At 40.5% G+C, this 20,632-nt stretch carries 19 protein-coding genes; 10 read left to right on the forward strand and 9 right to left on the reverse strand.

Annotated elements, in window-relative coordinates; all coding sequences use genetic code 11:
- Position 1: 1 nt before the first annotated feature.
- The 3 genes from L3V25_RS01255 to mngA form a co-directional block, all read right to left on the reverse strand.
- Complete coding sequence (locus tag L3V25_RS01255) at positions 2–775, reverse strand: cytosolic protein (RefSeq protein ID WP_237293697.1); 774 nt, start codon at positions 773–775, stop codon at positions 2–4.
- Positions 776–1,004: 229 nt separating this feature from the next.
- Positions 1,005–3,644: a mannosylglycerate hydrolase gene (gene mngB / locus L3V25_RS01260; protein WP_237293698.1), complete on the reverse strand. Its 2,640-nt coding sequence runs from the start codon at positions 3,642–3,644 to the stop codon at positions 1,005–1,007.
- Between the two features lie 141 nt (positions 3,645–3,785).
- Positions 3,786–5,717: a PTS 2-O-a-mannosyl-D-glycerate transporter subunit IIABC gene (gene mngA, locus L3V25_RS01265; protein ID WP_237293699.1), complete on the reverse strand. Its 1,932-nt coding sequence runs from the start codon at positions 5,715–5,717 to the stop codon at positions 3,786–3,788.
- Positions 5,718–6,057: 340 nt separating this feature from the next.
- Between mngA and L3V25_RS01270 the strand changes: the two genes are divergently transcribed.
- The gene (locus L3V25_RS01270) at positions 6,058–6,777 is read left to right on the forward strand and encodes a GntR family transcriptional regulator (RefSeq protein ID WP_237293700.1); all 720 of its coding nucleotides are present in this window, start codon (positions 6,058–6,060) and stop codon (positions 6,775–6,777) included.
- A gap of 133 nt (positions 6,778–6,910) precedes the next feature.
- Here L3V25_RS01270 and L3V25_RS01275 read toward each other — a convergent pair whose 3' ends face one another.
- Positions 6,911–7,567: an NAD(P)H-dependent oxidoreductase gene (locus L3V25_RS01275; RefSeq protein ID WP_237293701.1), complete on the reverse strand. Its 657-nt coding sequence runs from the start codon at positions 7,565–7,567 to the stop codon at positions 6,911–6,913.
- Between the two features lie 209 nt (positions 7,568–7,776).
- On the opposite strand from L3V25_RS01275, the gene L3V25_RS01280 reads away from it, so the two are divergent.
- Positions 7,777–8,574 carry an SDR family NAD(P)-dependent oxidoreductase gene (locus L3V25_RS01280; RefSeq protein WP_237293702.1) on the forward strand — a complete coding sequence of 266 codons (798 nt, stop codon included), beginning with the start codon at positions 7,777–7,779 and terminating at the stop codon, positions 8,572–8,574.
- Here L3V25_RS01280 and L3V25_RS01285 read toward each other — a convergent pair.
- From L3V25_RS01285 to L3V25_RS01300, 4 genes are all read right to left on the reverse strand, one after another.
- Positions 8,562–9,452 (reverse strand): LysR family transcriptional regulator, encoded by an 891-nt coding sequence (locus L3V25_RS01285; protein ID WP_237293703.1) that lies wholly within the window; start codon positions 9,450–9,452, stop codon positions 8,562–8,564. The two genes, L3V25_RS01280 and L3V25_RS01285, sit on opposite strands and share 13 nt — an antisense overlap.
- A gap of 147 nt (positions 9,453–9,599) precedes the next feature.
- Positions 9,600–10,409, reverse strand: coding sequence for a MetQ/NlpA family ABC transporter substrate-binding protein (locus tag L3V25_RS01290; RefSeq protein ID WP_237293704.1), 810 nt, complete (start codon positions 10,407–10,409; stop codon positions 9,600–9,602).
- A gap of 402 nt (positions 10,410–10,811) precedes the next feature.
- Complete coding sequence (locus tag L3V25_RS01295; RefSeq protein ID WP_237293705.1) at positions 10,812–11,915, reverse strand: Fic family protein; 1,104 nt, start codon at positions 11,913–11,915, stop codon at positions 10,812–10,814.
- A gap of 126 nt (positions 11,916–12,041) precedes the next feature.
- Positions 12,042–12,566, reverse strand: a complete 525-nt coding sequence (locus L3V25_RS01300) for a DUF2937 family protein (protein ID WP_237293706.1) — start codon at positions 12,564–12,566, stop codon at positions 12,042–12,044.
- A gap of 205 nt (positions 12,567–12,771) precedes the next feature.
- Between L3V25_RS01300 and L3V25_RS01305 the strand changes: the two genes are divergently transcribed.
- The 4 genes from L3V25_RS01305 (at position 12,772) to L3V25_RS01320 (ending at position 16,461) form a co-directional block, all read left to right on the forward strand.
- Entirely contained in the window at positions 12,772–13,047 is a 276-nt protein-coding gene (locus L3V25_RS01305) for a hypothetical protein (RefSeq protein ID WP_237293707.1), read from the forward strand.
- A gap of 404 nt (positions 13,048–13,451) precedes the next feature.
- Positions 13,452–14,471 (forward strand): TRAP transporter substrate-binding protein DctP, encoded by a 1,020-nt coding sequence (gene dctP / locus L3V25_RS01310; protein WP_237293708.1) that lies wholly within the window; start codon positions 13,452–13,454, stop codon positions 14,469–14,471.
- Positions 14,472–14,586: 115 nt separating this feature from the next.
- Positions 14,587–15,162 carry a TRAP transporter small permease gene (locus L3V25_RS01315; RefSeq protein ID WP_237293709.1) on the forward strand — a complete coding sequence of 192 codons (576 nt, stop codon included), beginning with the start codon at positions 14,587–14,589 and terminating at the stop codon, positions 15,160–15,162.
- Positions 15,163–15,174: 12 nt separating this feature from the next.
- Positions 15,175–16,461 carry a TRAP transporter large permease gene (locus tag L3V25_RS01320; protein ID WP_237293710.1) on the forward strand — a complete coding sequence of 429 codons (1,287 nt, stop codon included), beginning with the start codon at positions 15,175–15,177 and terminating at the stop codon, positions 16,459–16,461.
- Between the two features lie 140 nt (positions 16,462–16,601).
- On the opposite strand, the gene L3V25_RS01325 is transcribed toward L3V25_RS01320, so the two are convergent.
- Positions 16,602–17,030 (reverse strand): organic hydroperoxide resistance protein, encoded by a 429-nt coding sequence (locus L3V25_RS01325; RefSeq protein WP_027696633.1) that lies wholly within the window; start codon positions 17,028–17,030, stop codon positions 16,602–16,604.
- 122 nt (positions 17,031–17,152) lie between these two features.
- On the opposite strand from L3V25_RS01325, the gene L3V25_RS01330 reads away from it, so the two are divergent.
- The 4 genes from L3V25_RS01330 to vctD all read left to right on the forward strand — a co-directional run bounded on the left by L3V25_RS01330 (position 17,153) and on the right by vctD (position 20,623).
- The gene (locus L3V25_RS01330) at positions 17,153–17,584 is read left to right on the forward strand and encodes a MarR family transcriptional regulator (protein WP_237293711.1); all 432 of its coding nucleotides are present in this window, start codon (positions 17,153–17,155) and stop codon (positions 17,582–17,584) included.
- Between the two features lie 118 nt (positions 17,585–17,702).
- Positions 17,703–18,560, forward strand: coding sequence for a polysaccharide lyase family 7 protein (locus tag L3V25_RS01335; RefSeq protein WP_237293712.1), 858 nt, complete (start codon positions 17,703–17,705; stop codon positions 18,558–18,560).
- Positions 18,561–18,724: 164 nt separating this feature from the next.
- Complete coding sequence (locus L3V25_RS01340; protein WP_237293713.1) at positions 18,725–19,666, forward strand: ABC transporter substrate-binding protein; 942 nt, start codon at positions 18,725–18,727, stop codon at positions 19,664–19,666.
- Between the two features lie 18 nt (positions 19,667–19,684).
- Entirely contained in the window at positions 19,685–20,623 is a 939-nt protein-coding gene (gene vctD / locus L3V25_RS01345; protein ID WP_237293714.1) for an iron chelate uptake ABC transporter permease subunit VctD, read from the forward strand.
- Positions 20,624–20,632 lie beyond the last annotated feature (9 nt).

Here is a 20,632-nt window from a genome sequence, read left to right on the forward strand (position 1 = left end):
TTCAGTCCTCTTTTAAAAACTGGATTTTGACTTGTTCATTAAATTGAGAAATATTTATTGTTTGATGATGGATAAATTGCTCGACCATCTGATTATAAAAATCTCGTCTGTCTAAATTATTCGGGTGAACACCATGCCCCATTCCTACCACGGTAAAATGGGTCAGTTCTGGGTAACGTTCAGCATGGAGCCTATCGATGTCATTGGTTGGGTCATAAATGATATAACCCTGAGCATTGCCAAGGTCGCGATCATGATAATCACCTTGCCAATCAAACTGTTGAGCGAGCTTGGTACTAGGGCGATCATCCCACGGCACCAGTGATTGATTTTTGGTGCTGACTGGGTAGAACAACAAAACATGATCCAGTTGAAGCAAGTTGGCAAAGGCCCCAATCGCAAAACCGCCACGGCTTAAGCCATAACCTAATCGAAGCTTGAAAGGCGTTAGCAACATCGAAAGTTGCTCAAGGAAATAAATCAAATTCGGGCTGCGGAACCAATTACTGATCCCAAGGTGCTGAAAAGCAATCACATTCACTTGATATTGTTGGGCAAGTTCATAGCCCCAGGGAGAGAAGTTGTCATGCAGATCTCGCTCTTTCACATCCGTGCCAGAAGGAGAGAAAGTAAACAATAGCGGCTTGTTTGAATCCATCAGCTGATAGCGGACAAACACATCATCAAGTTGACTACTTCCAGAAAGAGGAAGACGGGATTGCTGCTCGTTTTCGGGGAGGGATACCCATTCATCCAACTTATACAGTAATTTCATTTATCCCTCTCGCGAATTTGATGCGCGCGCACCTTAACAAAAAAAAGGGGGGAATGTAAAACGGAGTGGCAGGTTTATAGTAGATGATTAGGTGAAAAATTTTCACTTTTGCATTAATGAGATCTTAAGTATTTTTGTTGTTTAAACCTATTAGCATTGGCATTTTCTAACCAAAAAAGTAAATGAAAGTTGTGGCATTGTTATCAATACCACAACACAAATAAAATGATTAAAGCTTCACTTGGAATGTTTTAACCTGACACGGATTCAAGCGCCCAAATGTTTGAGTCTCTACATGATTATCACGCACTCTTTCATCAAGACTCGCCTCCTTCCATGAGGTGACTTCTGGTGTAAAGCAGATCTTATCTTCAATTGCAGAATTTTCTGAAGGGTTGTACATACGCAAAATGAGCGCCTCTTCATCTTCTGCTTTTTTCAGAACACTTAACACTGCACCCGATTGGCTTTTATTCAGTAATGAATAAGTTAATGGCTTGTCTTGAGCTCCAACGTTCAGCTTCATTGCGTTATATGGGATTTTGTTATAACACTCAATTGGCGTCACATTATCACGAGCTTCTGCCATGATATTCGCTTCAACATGATTACCTGCGAAGCCAAACAGTGCAAACTCACAAACAATTTTTCCACGCGTTTGAGAGTCTGGCGTTGGGATTTTAATGCCAGAAGGTCGACCAGGACGAAGCAATAACTCTTCTTTCCCTAAAACCCCAATACCGCGCAATAACGTTAAAGCAAACGTATCACGTTCTTCATTACCTTTAGAAGAAATCACTTCGAATTCACGAAGGCCATTTGTCATCACTGCCATACCACCAGTTGAATTTTCAACAGCAGCAAAGTTCATTAACTGATAAACCGGCACAGGTGCTTCTTTCCATTTCTCTTGTTCCCATACTTCCATTGCTGGATCATTCGTTGGGCGAGTAATAAGGCCAAATTGGTTATCTGCGACCACTTCTTTTGACACAAACGGCGTTGGAATAAGTACACGAACGCGGTGATCATCTGCCTGATTATCCAGCTCCATACGAACTTCAATACGGCGAGAGCCATCCTTAAGTACCACTTGGCAATCCACATCCACAAAACCAGCTTGCCCAGTACGTTCTTCACGTTCTTGTAGATTTTCAGGAACATCCATTCGTAGTTGGATTGTCGCCACAGATTGAAAACCTTCATGCTTGATAGTGGTTTGAGCTTTAAACTCATTTGAATACAATAACCACTCTTTACGAGAAGGCGAATAATCATATTCATCACCATCATCAGAACCATCTTCAATACGAAGTACTTGGTCAAATGACATTTCGGTTTCTTTATCAAAAATCGTTAATGTGCCGTTATCATTCACATTGATACGATAAAACTCATTTTCTAATACATGATCTTTCTGCTCTACCGGTTTGTGGCAGCCTTTAGCACCGGCTTCAATGTGGAGTGTGGTAAAGCCCATTGCTGGAATAGCATGTTTCACTTGAATGTCGTATTCAATAAATGGGTCGTAATTACCGTAGTGAACAATCTGACGATCAATTTTCCCAGGATCGATAATGCGCTGATCTTGAATGAAGTATTCAACTTGATTACCAGCTTCATCAAACAGATTAAATTCGTTAGCGCGGATAGTAATGGTCGTGTTAATCACTTCTTCACGTTGATAAGGTGATAAATTGAAGAAGGCTAATTTGTCACAACCTTCACGCGCTGGCATGTGATCCACAATTTTACGCTTGTAGAAACGAATTAGGTTTGTTGCCATATCGTCAGCTAAGATATAACGATTCAGAATTTCAGCGTGTACCTTATCGGAACAGCAACAACCAATAGAATCATGAGCATGGTTTTTCATGCTCTCTTTCCACATTTTTTCAATTAGGCCGTGGTGATATTCAAAACCTAATGACCATGCGATTGATGCTAAAGGCTCAAGGATATTAACGATCTTATTTTCAACTTCGGCATGAATCAGTTTAATGTCCATACGAGTAGAAGAAATCGTACGGTGAACTCGCATATATTTACCATCATTAAATTCACCTTTGATGACATCTAAGTTGTCACGCTCTTCACGAATACGATCAAATACTTCTTCAAAGCGGCTCATCTTGAATTCACGATCTGGGTAAATTTCTCGCAATTTATCCATGACTTCAAAGATATCTTTTTGAATTGGCATCTGATCGTGACCATTTGGCAATAAAATATCTTTGGTCACTGATGGTTTTTCCAGTACTGGGAAATATTTATCTAGACGAGCTCGTAAGCCTTCTTCATCTTGAGGCAAATATTTACCAATCGCATAACCAAGAGGTAGAACTTGCGCCATCACCTCTGAGCCATCATTTGATTGCCATAAAAACTCGGTTTTGTTCGTACCATGGCGTTCCGAACAACCACGCCAGAACATTGCTGTGTCGATATCGAAGCCATTATAAATCATAGGTAATTGCGAACTCATAGAGAATGAGTCTGGTAGGTAACCAATCTTCATTGGTTGACCTAGCTCAAGGCAATCGCGCATACCATAAAGCATGTTACGAACAATCGATTCACCCGAAACTTGCATCGTGTCCGTCTGAGAGTACCAAGGGCCGACAATCAATTTACCCGCTTCTGCCAGCGCTTTAACACGCTGCTTATTTTCTGGTTTGATGGCAAAGTAATCTTCTAGTACCGCCGTTTGGCCATCAAGAACGTAATATTTATAGTCTGGATCGCTTTCCAGACGTTGCATAATTTCTTCCATGTTGTTCACAAGCAGAATACGTGATTCTTCTGTCGTGAAATACCATTCACGATCCCAGTGCATGTGCGGTGTAATATGAACGCGTGATGTAGTCATTGTTGTTACCTTTAGAAGCTATTTGTCTTTTATCGTCAAATAGAGAATTAATTGGTTATCAAAATAATATTTTGTTTGAATTGAGGCACAGTCATTGAGCTTATGCCTCCTTCTTATTTATGAGTTTAAAGTTAGAGTCCGTTAAGCCGCTGTCTTGGTTTGAAACTTACCTTTTTTGATAGCGTGTCCACGCCATATCAACAATGTAATGGTGGAAATAAGCGTGCCTATTAGCGCCGCTCCAAACCAAATCCCTGCAGCCATAAAGCTACCAATTCCAGCATCGTGCAGAAGGAAAATAGAGAAGATACCGGCTCCAGGCGTTGACAAGCCAATACCCGCAGCACCGACCATTGCACCAGTGACGACAGAGCCTAAAAGGAATGAACCAATAACGCGGATTGGATCATCAATCGCCATAGGTATCGCCCCTTCCGTAATCCCAGCAAGACCAAGCAACCATGTCGATTTTCCTGTTTCAATTTCAAAGTCTTTGAATAAACGCGGAGCAATCATAGTTGAAGCGGTTACCGTAAATGCTGATACCATTTTTACGGAACCAAAGATGGCATAAGGACCATAAACACCATTAGCCATTGCTCCCAAGCAGAATGCATAAGCCGCTTTGTTGACAGGGCCACCAAGGTCAAAAGAAACAAAGAACCCTAAAATTGCACCGAGCAACAATGCATTGGTTCCTGACATACCGTTCAACCAATCCGTTAATCCTTGGTTTAACATGGCAACAGGTTTGCCTATAACAAACAACATCAAAGAGCCAGCAACTAAAGTACCGATCACTGGGTATAAGTAGAAAGTTAAAAATCCATTAAAAGCTGGCCCTAAACGAACGTTTTGTTTTACCCAGCGCATGACATAGCCAGCGATCAAGCCACCAACAACACCACCAAGGAAACCAGAGCCAATCAGGTTAGCGGCAATACCAGCAGCAAAGCCCGGGCCTAAAGCAGGTTTATCCGCTAATGAATAAGCAGTATAGGCCGCAAGCACTGGTACCATTAACGTTCCAAGTAACCCACCACCAAGTTTACGATACATCCATAACCAAGAATCTTGCGTTGCATAGAGTTCTTGCAAGCCAAAAATTTGTGCTATAAGAACCGCAACGGCAAGCACGGTTCCCCCAGCGACAATCAGAGGAACGGCATAAGAGATACCAGACAATAAGGCTTGTTTAAGCTCTGTTTTCAATGGTAATTTCTTCGGTCCATCATCGGTTGCAATAGTGGCATCAGAGCCACGTCCGGCCTTTCCTGCTTCAATAGCATCATTAAGAATGCGTTCTGAATGCTTAATTGGCTCAGCAACCGGTACTTCTACCCGAGGGATCCCTTGAAAGCGCTCGACTTCTTTAATCGCAACTTCAGCGGCAAAAACGACAGCAGTGGCACTATTTAATTGATCGGCAGTTAAACGGCCTTCAATACCATTAGCACCTTGTTTTTCTACATAAACTTTATAGCCTAGCTTTTTACCTGCTTTTTCAAGGTACTCCGCTGCCATATAAGTATGAGCAATACCAGCAGGACAAGCAGTAACCGCAACAATTATTGGTGCGTCTACACTAGCCTCTTCTTGTTCTGATTCTTCAGACTCTTCATCATTACTCAATAGAGCCATAATTTGTTCTACATTTGTAGCATTGAGAACGGCTTCTCGAACCTCATCATCAACCAAGGTCGTTGTCAGCTCAGTTAATAATTGCATATGAGTAGAACCCGCTTCCGCATTTGGAATCGCAATCAAGAAGATTAAATTTACCTCTTCTTCTTCATCCAACCCTTGCCACTTTAAATCTTCTTTTAATGTCGCGACGGCAAATGCAGCTTCTTTTACTGCATCCGTTTTACCATGAGGCACAGCCAAACCTTCACCTAAGGCTGTTGGCCCTTGCTCTTCACGTGCGTAGACTGCATGCAGATATTCATCCTTACTATGCAGTTTTCCTTGTTGATATAATTGTTCTGCAAGTGTCTCTATCGCCTCGTTACGACTTGTAAATGTCGTTTGTAATGTAATAAGCGATGGATTAGTTAGAGATGTCAAGTTCATAACGTTTATCCCAAGTTCTCAATGTTTCAGCTGCCTGATTATTGACAGCATATTCGTACTACCCCGAAACCTAATAATACCTATTTAATACAAATAAAATGTGACCAATATCGAATTAAGCAAACAATATGTATTGCTTTTGTATTATTTATTTTTAACATTTTCAAACTAATACTTGTTTTACCAAGCTTGAATCGTATTATACTCGTTATAAAATGAAGACTTATTGATACTCGTAAACCATTGAAGTAATACAAAACCATAACGAGAACCTTCTTAAGGTACTTCTCAATTAAATGTATTGTTTTTTAATACACTTTTATTATAGATAGAGGTTGTGATGGCAAGATTGCCAATGTACCGTCAAATTGCAGATGCTATTCGTGAGAAAATAAGCTCAGGTGAGTATAAGGTCGGTGAGGCACTTCCAACTGAAGCTCAGTTGCGTGAAGAATTTTCAGTAAGCCGTGTCACCGTTAGGCAAGCACTTAAACTATTAATCGAAAGCGGTGAATTAGAAAGTATTCAAGGCAGCGGTACATATGTAAAAGAAAGCAAAGTAAACTATGACATTGACCAACAGAGTAGCTTTGCAGAAAAGTGGGCGCACTTAGAAGGACTCACTCATAGTCATGTTCTCGCATTCGAAATCCAACCAGCCTCTCTCAGTATTGCCGACCTTCTTGAGGTTAGTGAAAATGAGATGGTATTTTATATCAAACGAGTTCGTTTCTTAAATGACGAGCCTATTACGGTTGAAGAAACATGGATGCCAACTGAAATGTTCCCAGACCTCACTTACCAGGTCATGCAAGGTTCTAAATACGACTACATTGAAAAGCAAAAAGGCTTAATGATAGATAGGAGTGAGCAAGAGCTGATCCCGATCTTACCTCCAAAAAACATAGCGAAACTGCTTAATATTGATGCTGCATTACCGATTATTGAAAAACGTACTCGTGGCCATTTACACGATGACACCGTTTTCGAATACAGCCGTAATTATTTCACAACCAATAATTATAAATTCAAACTCACCGCGAAACGTCAGCACAAATAAACTGCTTTTATCCTCTAAATACACAAAAGCGAGCACTTCGTCTAAAGCGCTCGCTTTCTCAATCTAACTTAGCAGCCTCAGCTACACATAAACGAGCTAAAAACCACATTAATGCAATTGACGGTTATTTTTACTACAACGTCGTAATCACATCATCGAGAGCCAGTCGAGCTTTCGGTAAGCCGTGATTATAATCTTCGCCATCTTTGTGGTAACCAATCGCGATGGCAACTTCACAAATATGACCATCTAACTCCGACTTGAATGACTCTCCGATTAAGGTTGAATCAACGCCTTCCATTGGAGTGGAATCAATACCTAAGCGAGCCAAAGTATGTAGTAGGTTGCCTAGTGCAAGATACATTTGAGCTTTAGACCAGTGACCATTAAAACCTGATTCATCGGTATTGGCATCAACGAAGGCATAAGCCCCCATAAATTGATCGTACATCTCTGCTGGCAAATGGCCTGATGTCACTTCAGCGTCAACGCGTTTAGCAAACTTTTCTTTGGTAAATTTTGGATCGTACGCCAAAAGAATAGTATGTGAGGCCGCTTTCGCATGTGGTTGGTTAAACTGATGCATATTGGCGAACGTATCGTGAAAGCGAAGTTTTGCTTCTTCCGTTTCCAAAACAAGGAATTTCCAAGGCTGAGAGTTGATCGATGATGCCGATAAACGAATCGCTTCTTTAATGATAGCCATATCTTCTTGGGAGATACGCTTTTCTTCATCATATTTTTTTGCAGTGTAACGGTTGTTTAGATCTGTGATGATTGGATGAGACATCTTGATACCTTCTTTCAATACAATGTAGATAACAGCGCTAAGGGAAAAACCAACCGATGCGCTAACGTTGAAAGCAATCATACGTGAAAGTTTAAAATTGATAATAGAGTGAGTTGTTGAATGACTTTATAGATTTTATTGAAAATGATTGGGGTATGATACTTGCTACTTACAATATCCATATAAATCCCCCATAGAGAGTCTGACCTATGAAAAAAGTTATCTTAATCACTGGTGCAACAGATGGCATCGGCTTAGAAACCGCAAAATTATTAGTGCAACAAGGCCATCACGTGATTTTACATGGTCGAAATTCAGAAAAATTAAATTCACTGCAGCAAACATTAAAGCAAATCGTTCAAAATAAAGTTGAAACGATCACAGCAGATTTATCGGACTTAGCTATGGTTAAAGCCATGATTATCGAGGTGGCCGAACGTTTTGGAAAATTAGATATCATCATCAATAATGCTGGGGTTTTCACCACTTCCACTCCTAAGACGCAAGATAATTTAGATATTCGATTTGTAGTCAATACCCTCGCCCCTTACATCTTAACCAAAGAGTTATTACCGCTATTAGATAAAACTGGTCGCGTAGTGAATCTTTCATCAGCAGCACAAGCGAGTGTCGATTTAAATGCTCTTATCGGGAAAATCGATCTCAACGACAATGCAGCTTATGCCCAAAGCAAATTAGCGCTTACGATGTGGTCTCAACACTTAGGTTTAGCCTATAAAGAGACAGGCCCTATGATCGTATCGGTGAATCCCAAGTCTTTTCTGGGGAGTAAAATGGTAAAAGAAGCCTATGGTGTTGCCGGTGGCGATATTCAACTTGGCGCCGATATTTTAGTGAGAGCAGCGCTATCGGACGAATTTGCTCAAGCGCATGGTGCTTATTTTGATAACGACATTGAAGCTTTTGCTAAACCTCACTCGGATGCGTTAGATTCAGAGAAGGTAGCCAATGTTATAAAAACTTTAGATAGCCTTTATTCCCAATAGGTTTGCTGGCTAAAATACTCAATAAAGTAATCAATAAACGCTCGAACTTTTAATGGGGTTAAACGAGAACTTGGATAGACGGCCCAAATACTGGCATCCATATCCAGTGGATAATCTTGTAATATTTCCACCAGTTCCCCATTTTCAAGATACTGATGAACACTCCATAATGAGTTGATCGAAATACCAACGCCATGAACTGAGGCATCACGCATCGCATCCCCATTATCCGTTCGAAAACGTCCTGAAGTATGCACATTCACTAGGCCATTTTCAGTTTTGAAAGCCCAGTTATCCATTCCCATTAAGTTGATACACTCATGATCCACCAGCTCTTGTGGCGTATTTGGCTCACCATTTCGCTTTAGATAATCTGGAGAAGCCACTACAATACGGCGATCAGGAGCAAGCTTACGAGCAATTAACGTCGAGTCTTTGAGTTCAGCCACGCGGATCGCCACGTCAAATCCGCCCTCTACCATATCGATAATCGAATCAGAAAAACGAAAATCAACGGTGATATCTGGATACTTAGACATAAACGCTTTTAATCCAGGGATCAAATGCATACGTCCAAATGAAGCAGGTGCAGTCACTCGTAAAGTCCCGGTTGGATTATTATTCCCAGCGCCTACCGCACCTCTGGCAGCTTCAACAGAGGCCAATACTTCTTCCGCATACGGCAAAAAAGCGAGCCCTTCTTCAGTCAACGAAACTTTGCGCGTGGTTCTGTGCACCAATCGAACACCTAAGCCTTCTTCTAGCTTATTAATATGTGAACTGGCGACCGCCGGAGATAACCCTAACTCATGACCTGCCATGCTAATACTCTGGCTTGATGCTAAACGAACAAGCAGTTTTAGGTGTTCTATGTTCATAGTAAATTCAATGCCGTCCATTCATGGCTAATCATGCTTTTATTCTATCGTAAATGTTGAAACTTGTAGTGTGTGAACCAACTATAAACAAAAACGAGCACCCCATCTGAAGTGCTCGTTTTTGTTTTATTCTAAATTAATACTCGATTAAAACGCTGGCTCAATCGTGCCTTTAAAAGTGGTTTGGATGAAGTCACGAATCGGTTGCGACTGATAAATCTCGACAAACTTTTTATACGTTTCGTTATCTTTATCAGCTTCTCGTGAGGCTATGATCATAACGGCTAATTCTGCATCTTTTGCTTCAAAGTAGATGCCTTGTGTTTTTGGATCTAGACCAGCAGACATTACGTAATTCATAGTGATCACAGACGCATCAGCATCAGTTAACGTTCTTGGTAATTGCGCAGCATCCATCTCGATAAAATCAAACTGCTTTGGGTTATCGATAATATCAAATACCGTGGCTTTCGAGCCTAAACCCGGTTTTAACGTAATAAGATTAGCTTCGGCTAGTAACAATAAAGCACGGCCACTGTTGGTTGGATCATTTGGAATAGTAATAGTGGCATTTTGCGGTAAATCAGCCAAATTTTGATACTTATCGGAGTACACACCCATACGCATCAAAATAGAGCGACCAATAGAAACTAAGTGCGCTTTCTTATTGTTATCATTAAAATTATTCAAAAAAGGTTGATGCTGATAACTATTTAAATCAATACTGCCATCGACTAGCGCGGCATCTGGTGTGATGTAATCAGAAAAGGTCACCACCTCTACTTTCAGCCCATGTTTAGCCGCTTCTTCTGCAACCGCTTCAACCACTTGAGCGTGAGGCCCAACCGTAGCGCCCACTTTGATGACTTCTGTTTTTTCTTCTTGTCCGCAAGCGGTTAACCCTAATGCCAAAGGAAAAAGTAGTGCAAGCTTGGTAATGGTTTTCTTAATTGTCATAAATATCCCTTTAAATACAAATAGCCGTATAGACTTCTATAAAGAGACTACCTTAACCAAAGCAGAAAACATAATGATTTAAGTACGCTAGGTATAACTAATGGTTATATACCCAAGTGACTTCAAGATGCAGAATTCAGAGCTATCATCCAAACCTTTAGGCAAGGAAGATTGGCGAAGGAATGTAGACACCTTTCAAACCAATCTGACGCAACATAAAGGTTTGAATGAAGCTCCCGAAGGGCAAGTTAAAACAAGCTTTATGCTGCGTTAAATTGAACAGAGATAGAATAACTATGATCATGTCCAATTTGTCTTGCCTAAAGCTTGTTTTATTCTTGCTGAAACTCACATCTTGAAGTTACTTGGGTATATCAGCAAGCTCTACATTAATAACGACCCTTACGAACTCTTGATCTTATACCTTGTACTACGTCCTCCCGCTTCCGACTTTTGTAAACAACCTAGTTCAACTAATGCTGCTAGATGACGGGTGGCTGTGGCACGGCTCACTTTTGCTACCTTTTGATACTGACTGGTATTGATTCCAAGTTCGAAATCGCCATCTAACATGCGATTAAGCACTTTTACTTGTTCCATAGTGAGTTGAGTTTGGTCGACTCGACGCCAAAAGTTGGTTTTAAATATGGTGTTATCAATATCACTTTGCACTTTTTGAAAAGCCATATTCAAAGTATTTAAAAACCATACTAGCCAAGCAGTAATATCTAGGCCTCCTTTTTGGCTTTGCTCTAAGATCTGATAATAATCATTTCTTTGCTCTAAAATACTCACTGACATGGCATAAAAACGCACCGATTGCTGTTCGGCCTGCGCCAAAGCAAGATCGGTGAGCAGACGGGTAATACGTCCATTACCATCATCGAGTGGATGCAGAGTCACAAACCACAAATGTGTGATTGCCGCTCTTATTAATGGATCAAACAACTCATCCTGACGCGTGTCATTAAACCATGCGATAAACTGATTAAGTTCTTGTTCTAAACATTCCCTCGGTGGCGCTTCAAAATGAACGGTCGGCTTATCAATTCTTCCAGACACTACTTGCATTGGCTCATTCCCCCGCAATTGACCACCTTTAATGGGGTTAAATAAGGTATAACCTTCAGGGAATACACAAGTATGCCAATGCAATATGCGATCTAAAGTCAGGTCATTATCTAAATTCCCAACCGCATCTAGCATGATCTCGGCTAACCCATCAGTTTGTTTAGAGGTTGGATAAGGGCTGTCTTCACTCATACCTAGACGATGTGCAAGTGATGAGCGTACCGAAAAAGCATTGAGTTTTTCACCTTCAATGGCGCTAGAGTGAATAATATTAGCAAGAAGTGTATCAAGCATGACTTGTTGCTGATCGCGAGATTGCCCCAAGGCCTTACCTAACAGTTCACCTTGATTTAAACGAACTTGACGCAATAAGGGCGCAATTTCCCGTTCATTCCAAACAAAGTTAGGCCAATTGTCTTGCTGCCATACCCACATACCACACCCGCTTTTTCTTTATCAGCATTAGTTGAGTCAAATAAAACTCACATTAAACTCACAGTATGAGGCAAATAATTATCACATTCAACTCACAAAATGAGGCGAATAAGATCGCTATTCGACTCATGTATATGATTTAGACTGTTTACCAAACACGCTTTTTAACAATGAAAATAAAATAAATAGTGCAAACTCAGATAGCGCTAAAACCATTAACCCAAATATCGCGCCAATACTGATCGCTTCTGCGTTGAGAATGACTTTGTATTCATAATGATTCCAAACATCTTGGCGGATCTCGGAAATAGGGCTGACGAAAACCTGTAAGTAAGGGCTATAGAGTGACTGGTGAAAATCGCTTTGTGCTTGAGTGAGCATTTGATTCCTAGCAACAAGAGCTTTAATGCTTTGTCCACCAGAGACAATCACCGGATCTTGATTGCGAGCGTAATGTTTGAGTAGTTGGTCGATGCTGCCATTAAAATATTGGTCGGCATCTTGCTGAAACTGCGATAAGCCTTGAGAGGATTCTGCCACTCTAGCATCTAAATTCTGCCCATATTGACTAACAAAACCGGGAATTTGCACCCCGATTAGCACACCCAATATCAGCACTGCGAGCTTAAGATAGTCGATGATCTTTTTCATTAAACACTCCGTGTTACCAAGCAGATTACGGATAGAAGATTTAACGAGAATACATCACGGGAAGGAAAAGCATAATGATTTAAGGTGAGTTTACGGTTAAATGATGAGGCTCTAGCTGATTATTAACTTTAATCTACCTCCAAAGTTCAATTTATTTTTAAAGTTTAAAATTTTATTATAATAAAACTAACTAAGAGGGTTGTATATGAACAAGAAACCAACTCGTACAGAAGCCATGCAAATCATCATTAATGAAGCAAAGGAGACTTTTCCTTTGTATGAAGAAGATACCTTTGTTTGCGGTACTGAAGGTAATTGTATTGGCTGCCCTAAAAAGTTAATGGAACTGGTTGATTCTGAACTATCATATTGGGAGAGTGCACTAAAGCGTGGCGTCACTCCTCAATTTGATGAAATCCGCCGTTTTGGCAAGCTATGTAAAAACGTTAAACGCGGTTTAGTGCGTAACAATATTTTGTAATCCTCTCCTCCTTCCTTCTGATGCTAGCCAATAGCCTTATATACTTGAATTTTATCCATAGTGTTCTAAGTTTTAGTTAAGCGAAAATTTTCAATCATCATTAAATTCAGTGGCTAAATGACTGATATTGGCTATTTTGTTTTAATTCTCACAAAATAAATGTGTAGTGTACTTAACATTTTCCGGCCAAAAACAGTAAAAACCTAAGCAAATTTAATGTTTAAATTTGTTAGATCACTCAACATATTGGGATAAAACCACACCGAAATCGTGATCATGATCACACCAACAAAGAACCCGCATTTTTCTCATGTGTTTAGCCCAAAATGTTTATGAAAAGATGATTAAGTAAAACCTTAGATAAAACATCGTTATGAACGACATCACCAAGGAAAGGAGAGCAAATGTTTACTCGAAATAGCTTCAAAAAGCTTGCTACCGTATCTTGCATTGCCGCAAGTATTGGATTTTCAAGTTTTGCTAGTGCCGATACGTGGCGTTATGCCCATGAAGAATATGAAAATGATGTTCAAGATATTTATGCTCAACAATTCAAAAAGTACATCGAAGATAACTCTGATCACACCCTAAAAGTTTATCGTTTTGGTGAGCTTGGTGAGTCGGATGACATTATGGAACAAACACAAAGCGGTATTTTGCAGTTTGTTAACCAATCACCTGGCTTCACGGGTTCATTGATTCCAGAGGCGCAAATCTTCTTTATTCCTTACTTAATGCCTACGGATATTCAAGCGGTTATTAAATTCTTTGGTAGCAGTAAAGCCATCAATGAAGACTTCCCTAAACTGTATGCAGAACAAGGCCTAGAGCTGCTAAAAATGTATCCAGAAGGTGAAATGGTTTTAACCACTGATGAGCCAATCACTTCTCCTGATGAGCTTAAAGGTAAAAAAATCCGTGTAATGACAAACCCTCTATTGTCATCAACTTATGAAGCCTTTGGTGCAACACCTACCCCGCTTCCTTGGGGTGAAGTATACGGCGCACTACAAACGAATATGATTCAAGGCCAGGAAAACCCAATCTTCTGGATTGAATCAGGTGGTTTATATGAAGTGTCACCAAATCTAATTTTCACTCATCACGGCTGGTTTACTACCGCTTCAATGGCGAATAAGAAGTTCTATGATGGCTTATCAGATGAAGATAAAGCATTGATCCAAAAAGCTTCTGATTTCGCTTATGACGGAACCATTAAGCACATTACGGGTTTAGCGGAAAAATCACTTAAGCAAATCCAGTCTAAGAGCGACAAAGTCACCGTCACTCGTTTGACTGATGAACAACTTGCTAAATTTAAAGCAAGAGCCCCTCAAGTTGAAAAAACGTTTATTGAAATGACAGGTGAAGGTGGCCAAGCCTTACTTGATCAATTCAAGGCGGATTTAAAAGCTTCACAATAATAATTAGCTTTAACTAAGGTGAATTAACCTCAGTTACGGATAATTACAGTAGGACTGAGCACCGAGTCACTTTGCCACACGAGAGTATTCGGTGCTCTTTATTGAAGGAAGCACTATGCCTAATTCAGATAGGTTAGATTACCACTCCGAACTGCCCGGTTTTTTGGGCACCCTCGATAACTTTCTAAGCAAAATAGAAGCGGTGATGCTCGCGACCGGCGTATTGCTCATGGCTTTAAATACTTGCATCAATGTCGTTGCTCGATTTGTCTTTGGTGAAGGCTTGTTCTTTGCGGGCGAAATTAATCGAATATTGATCATTCTTATTACGTTTGCCGGAATCGGCTTTGCTGCTCGTCTAGGGCGTCATATTCGCATGTCAGCGTTTTTCGATATGTTGCCTGATAGTGGCAGAAAATTTTTGATGATCCTCATTTCACTTATCACAGCCGTCATTATGTTTGCTTTGGCTTACTTTTCTTTCCAATACGTGGTGAGCGTTTATGAACGAGGCCGAATCTTACCGGCACTTGGGTTTGAAATTTGGTGGATTTATATTTGGGTGCCAATGGGTTTTGCTATTACCGGCGTTCAATACTTACTCACTGCATTTAAAAATCTCACTAGTCAAAAAGTTTACTTATCAAGTGGTGTCGTTGATGGCTACACCGATCATGAACAAGATCTATAAAGGCACTATTTTATGGCACTGACTTTAATGCTCATCATGTTGGTACTGCTATTAATTGGCTTTCCAATGATGATCCCTCTCACCGCGGCAGCTCTCACGGGCTTTTATATGATGTTTGGCGGAATGAGCCAAATGGATACCTTTATTCAGCAAGTACTTGGAGGTATTCGCCCTGCTTCTCTGATCGCGGTTCCCATGTTTATTCTTGCTGCGGATATTATGACGCGCGGACAATCAGCACATCGACTGATCAATATGGTAATGACCTTTATTGGCCACATCAAAGGTGGTTTAGCGATCAGTACTGCGACTTCTTGTACTTTATTTGGTGCGGTTTCTGGTTCTACCCAAGCAACGGTAGTGGCTGTCGGTTCAGCGCTGCGCCCTAAATTACTTAAAGCGGGTTACAGTGATTCCTTTTCATTGGCCCTTATTATTAATGCCAGTGATATCGCGTTTTTAATTCCACCAAGTATCGGCATGATTATTTATGGCGTGATCTCGGAAACGTCAATTGCAGAGCTATTTATTGCAGGCATTGGCCCTGGCTTAATGATCTTGTTGTTCTTCTCTATTTACTGCTACATCTACGCGACCATTAAAAAAGTACCTACCGAAGAAAAAGCCAGTTGGAGTGAAAGGTTAACTGCCTCAAAACGTGCTATTTGGCCATTAATGTTCCCAATTATTATTGTCGGTGGTATTTATGGCGGTGTATTTAGCCCAACCGAAGCGGCGGCGGTGTGTGTTCTCTATGCCATCATTTTAGAGTTTGTTATTTTCCGATCGCTCAGCACGCAAGATATTTATGTGATTGCCAAATCTACCGGGTTAATTACCGCAGTGGTCTTTATACTCGTTGGGGTCGGCAATGGTTTCTCGTGGATCATTTCTTTTGCGCAAGTGCCGCAAACCATTTTAGATGCGATTGGCATTGATCAAATGGGGCCACTTGGCGTATTAGCTTCTATTTCAGTCGCCTTTTTCGTGGCTTGTATGTTTGTTGATCCTATCGTGGTGATCTTGGTATTAACCCCCATCTTTGCACCCGCGATTGCGGCAACGGGGCTCGATCCTGTTCATGTTGGTATCATTATTACCCTGCAAGTTGCGATTGGTTCCGCCACCCCGCCGTTTGGCTGTGACATATTTACCGCAATTGCCATCTTTAAACGTCCTTATTGGGAAGTGATTCGTGGCACTGGGCCATTTATCTTTATCCTGTTGTTGTCAGCAGCTTTGCTCATTTTCTTCCCAAGCATTGCACTATTTTTAAGAGATATCGCCTTTGCAGACTAGCCAGTTCGACTAATTTAACATTGAGATACAAAAAGGCCTCACGCTATATCAAAACGTGAGGCCTTTGTTTTATTTGAACGCTTTATCTAAAAATTAGCTTACATGCTTTAAGCAACTAACCATTCATTAAGAAATGGTTCTTAAGCAACCGATAGTTCAATCGCGATATTACCGCGAGTCGCATTTGAGTACGGGCAAACTTCGTGTGCTTTGTTGACGAGATCTTGAGCAGTCGCTTTATCAAGGTCACCAACATTCACTTCTAATTTCACAGCAATACCAAATCCGCCTTCAATTGGGCCAATCGATACTTCAGAGTTAATGTGCGTGTCTTGTGGTAGTGCTACTTTTGCCTGACCTGCTACCAATTTCAGAGCACCAATAAAGCATGCTGCGTAACCTGCGGCAAAAAGTTGCTCAGGGTTGGTGCCTTGACCGTCATCACCGCCTAAACCTTTTGGTGTAGAAAGTGCCACATCCAAGCGACCATCATCTGATTTTGCTGAACCTTCACGTCCACCTGTTGCAGTCGCTTTAGCGGTGTAGGCAACACTTTGTAGTTCTTTCATGTTTTATTCCTTTTGGGTTGAGCGAAAATACTTTGCATGCAAAATACTAGATCGTAAAAACGTTAATTGCAAATACTTTGTGTGCAAACTAAAATGGCGATAAGCACAAAATGAGAATAGACATGAAACATCCCCAACTCAAACTCGACAACCAAATCTGCCACCGTTTATATATGGCCTCTAATGGACTTACTCGTACCTACCGAGATTCATTAGCCGAACTCAATTTAACTTACCCACAATATGTTGTGATGATGGCGTTATGGGAAAAAGACGGCATTAGCATTACCGACCTGCTTGAGAAAACGGCGATTGATGGCAGCGCCATGACGCAAATTCTCAAAAAAATGGAAGATAAACAGCTATTGAACATAGTGAAAGATCAACACGACAAACGTAAACGTGTCGTTAAATTGAGTAACGAAGGAGAGAGTTTGCAATCAAAAGCCGCGAAAATACCTGAACGCATTCGCTGTCAATTTCCTAGTTTAAATGATGGAGAAGCCGACCAATTAGTCAGTCTTTTAGATAGGGTGATCAAAGATTTAAACTGATTTAGCGTAAAAATAAGACCTAAAACAAAATTTTAGCGTTTGCTATTTTGTCCTTTTCCCTTTTGATGATATTTAGATTAATAAAATTTAAAATATAATAATACAAAAGGTATTTGTGATGAAAAAACGTTTTTTATTAATTCCCACTTTACTCGCTGCCTCATCTATTGCATCCGCCAATGTTCAATTTTCAAATCCAAATGATGCTCTTGGAGAACCTGCAGATTACCCTCAATTCTCAAATATTTTGGCGGCTTCTGAATTACAGATTTCCGATCCCGAAGGTAAGAAAAGTAATAAAGAATTCTTTGCCACGGATAACGACTACACCGGCATAGTGAACCAAAACTTTTACGTAGATAAAGCAACAGAAGCTTTCGTCTTCAAAATGAAGAATGACCATTTACGTAACGAGCTTCGCGTGCAAAAAAACTTCCGCACCGACTTAGCTGATGAGTTTTATAAATTGTCTGCCGAAGTGCAAATCATCAACCCTGATGCGGCAATGAAAAACTCTAACTCGAAACAAAATGAAATTACGTTCTTGCAAGTACATAACAAAGGCTTAGATAACTCCGGTACTCATAATGTGCCACACCCACTACTTCGTGTTGTTTGGAAAGAAAACAATAAAGGCGTCAAAGGTCATTTCTGGGCAGTCACAAAAAATAATGCTGTCATTTGCAAAGGCAGCGCAGGTGCAAAAAATAAAGATAAAGAAGTATGTCAACATGATGTTGCTTACACCATGGTCGATTTAGGCACTGCACCTAGTGATAAAATGACAAAATTTGATGTCACAGTAGGTAACAAAACATTGGCAATTGATGTTAACGGTGAACGTAAGTTAGAGAAAGATATCGATTACTGGCGTCACCTATTGAGCTTTTTCAAAGCCGGTGTTTATAACCAATTTACGAATGGGCAAAGTGAAGCGCACTTTAAATCATTGGAATACACTGAAATCAAAAAATAATTTAACACAATCACCTACTTACTCCTCTTTAGTAAGTAGGTGATTCCATTTCTTGTTCCATCTCATCTTTTAATTAACTTTACACTTCTTGCTCTTGATTTCTTACTTTTGCTCTATATAGTAATCGCAATGATAATAGTTATCGATTACATAAAGGATAAGAAATGAAGTGTTTCAACAAATCTAGTTTGATAGCCTCCGCTTTCATCTCAATCGCAACGTTAAGCTCAGTTTCAGTGAATGCTAAATCTGTCACGGTTGATCATATTATGGGCTCAACCAAACTTGAATCATCACCACAGCGCGTGGTGGTCATTGGCACTGGCGCACTTGATGCCGTTGATGCACTTAAAATAAAGCCGGTTGCGGTTTCAAAAGGGACCGCTCTACCTGATTATCTCGATCAATATAACGCTGATAACATCGCTTCTTCTGGCACCATTTTTGAACCTGATTTTGAAACCATTTATACCCAGAAGCCTGATCTTATTATTGTTGGCCCACGCAGCTCTAAACACTTCAAAGAGCTTTCTAAAATCGCTCCTACCTTTGTCTTTGCTGTAGAAAATGGTTCTGATTACTGGCAGAACACTCAAGCGCTCTGGAATGATTTAGGCGTAATTTTTGATAAACAAGAATTGGTCAATCAGAAAATTGATGGGTTAAACCAACGTTTTGCCGCGATTAAATCTTATAACCAAAGCCATGATATGGATGCATTAATGCTAATGAGTTCTGGTGGTAATGTGACATCATTTGGTGAAGGTTCGCGTTTTTCCGTTCTCTATAAAGATTTCGGTTTCAAGCCAACCATCGCAGTTAAAGACAAGAAATCAGAAAAAACCGGTGGTCATGGTCAATTAGTATCTTACGAACTGGTTAGCCAAGAAAACCCATCGACATTATTGATTTTAGATCGCGATAAATTAGTCAACAAAGGCAAAAGCACTACCCGCCAAGACTTTGATAATGACCTCGTTAAGTCGACAAATGCCTATAAGAACAACCGTATGATCTACCTAGATATTCCAGCTTGGTATGTGGCGAGCTCTGGTATTACGGCAACAGAAACTATGGTTAGCGATATTGAGTCATTAACTAAATAATCAAAGCTTGAGGTTGTTGTGGCTAAATTGCTGTTAATTTTAGTCTGCCTAAGTCTATCTTCATTATTTGTTGGGGTGGGTAACGTCTCGTTAATCCACCTTATTTCAGGTGATGCGAATGCTTGGCAATTATTTCTCACCAGTCGTGTACCTCGCTTACTGGCGATTTTATTGGCTGGAGGCGGTTTAAGCATTGCTGGCCTTATTATGCAGCAAATCAGCCAAAACCGATTTGCCGCGCCTTCCACATCCGGCACCATAGAATGTGCCATGTTGGGTTTCGTTTTAAGCCTAGTGATTTTTGGTAATGGCGATCAACTCTGGCTGATTTTTGCCACTTCAATGATTGGCACCCTCTTTTTTGTTCAGTTGATTCAACGCATTCAATTTAAAAATGCCGTTTTTGTGCCTCTTATCGGTATCATTTTCGGCAATATTGTCTCTTCAATGGCCACTTTCATTGCCTATAAATACGATGCGCTACAAAACCTATCTGGCTGGGCGGTGGCTAATTTTGCCAACATTTTGGCAGGTAACTTTGAGCTGCTCTATATCGCTATTCCAGTCGCTATTTTTAGTTACCTTTACGCAACTCGAATCTCGGCAGTTGGCATGGGTAAAGATTTTGCGATTAACCTAGGCTTAAATTATCAGCAAGTAATGACTATCGGGGTCGCTCTGGTTTCGATCATGTCGGCTTCTGTAGTGATGATCGTTGGCCAACTACCCTTTCTTGGTTTAATCGTGCCGAACCTCGTGAATCGTTTTTATGGCGATAATCTACGTAAAAACATCCCTCGCACCGCCATATTAGGCGCGATTTTAGTGCTGGCTTGTGATGTGGTTGGGCGCATTATTATCTTCCCTTACGAGATCCCAATTTCTATGGTGATTAGTTTATTAGGTGGCAGCGTGTTTATTTTCTTAGTATTAAAAGGAATGAAACATGAGCGCTAAATTATTAAG

This window comes from Vibrio sp. CK2-1 (assembly GCF_021726515.1).
In the GTDB taxonomy this organism is placed as follows: domain Bacteria; phylum Pseudomonadota; class Gammaproteobacteria; order Enterobacterales; family Vibrionaceae; genus Vibrio.

Coding starts and splice junctions, on each gene's coding strand:
- L3V25_RS01255 (WP_237293697.1), bottom strand. CDS start 775: ATGAAATTACTGTATAAGTTGGATGAATGGGTATCCCTCCCCGAAAAC.
- mngB (WP_237293698.1), bottom strand. CDS start 3,644: ATGACTACATCACGCGTTCATATTACACCGCACATGCACTGGGATCGT.
- mngA (WP_237293699.1), bottom strand. CDS start 5,717: ATGAACTTGACATCTCTAACTAATCCATCGCTTATTACATTACAAACG.
- L3V25_RS01270 (WP_237293700.1), top strand. CDS start 6,058: ATGGCAAGATTGCCAATGTACCGTCAAATTGCAGATGCTATTCGTGAG.
- L3V25_RS01275 (WP_237293701.1), bottom strand. CDS start 7,567: ATGTCTCATCCAATCATCACAGATCTAAACAACCGTTACACTGCAAAA.
- L3V25_RS01280 (WP_237293702.1), top strand. CDS start 7,777: ATGAAAAAAGTTATCTTAATCACTGGTGCAACAGATGGCATCGGCTTA.
- L3V25_RS01285 (WP_237293703.1), bottom strand. CDS start 9,452: ATGAACATAGAACACCTAAAACTGCTTGTTCGTTTAGCATCAAGCCAG.
- L3V25_RS01290 (WP_237293704.1), bottom strand. CDS start 10,409: ATGACAATTAAGAAAACCATTACCAAGCTTGCACTACTTTTTCCTTTG.
- L3V25_RS01295 (WP_237293705.1), bottom strand. CDS start 11,915: ATGTGGGTATGGCAGCAAGACAATTGGCCTAACTTTGTTTGGAATGAA.
- L3V25_RS01300 (WP_237293706.1), bottom strand. CDS start 12,566: ATGAAAAAGATCATCGACTATCTTAAGCTCGCAGTGCTGATATTGGGT.
- L3V25_RS01305 (WP_237293707.1), top strand. CDS start 12,772: ATGAACAAGAAACCAACTCGTACAGAAGCCATGCAAATCATCATTAAT.
- dctP (WP_237293708.1), top strand. CDS start 13,452: ATGTTTACTCGAAATAGCTTCAAAAAGCTTGCTACCGTATCTTGCATT.
- L3V25_RS01315 (WP_237293709.1), top strand. CDS start 14,587: ATGCCTAATTCAGATAGGTTAGATTACCACTCCGAACTGCCCGGTTTT.
- L3V25_RS01320 (WP_237293710.1), top strand. CDS start 15,175: ATGGCACTGACTTTAATGCTCATCATGTTGGTACTGCTATTAATTGGC.
- L3V25_RS01325 (WP_027696633.1), bottom strand. CDS start 17,030: ATGAAAGAACTACAAAGTGTTGCCTACACCGCTAAAGCGACTGCAACA.
- L3V25_RS01330 (WP_237293711.1), top strand. CDS start 17,153: ATGAAACATCCCCAACTCAAACTCGACAACCAAATCTGCCACCGTTTA.
- L3V25_RS01335 (WP_237293712.1), top strand. CDS start 17,703: ATGAAAAAACGTTTTTTATTAATTCCCACTTTACTCGCTGCCTCATCT.
- L3V25_RS01340 (WP_237293713.1), top strand. CDS start 18,725: ATGAAGTGTTTCAACAAATCTAGTTTGATAGCCTCCGCTTTCATCTCA.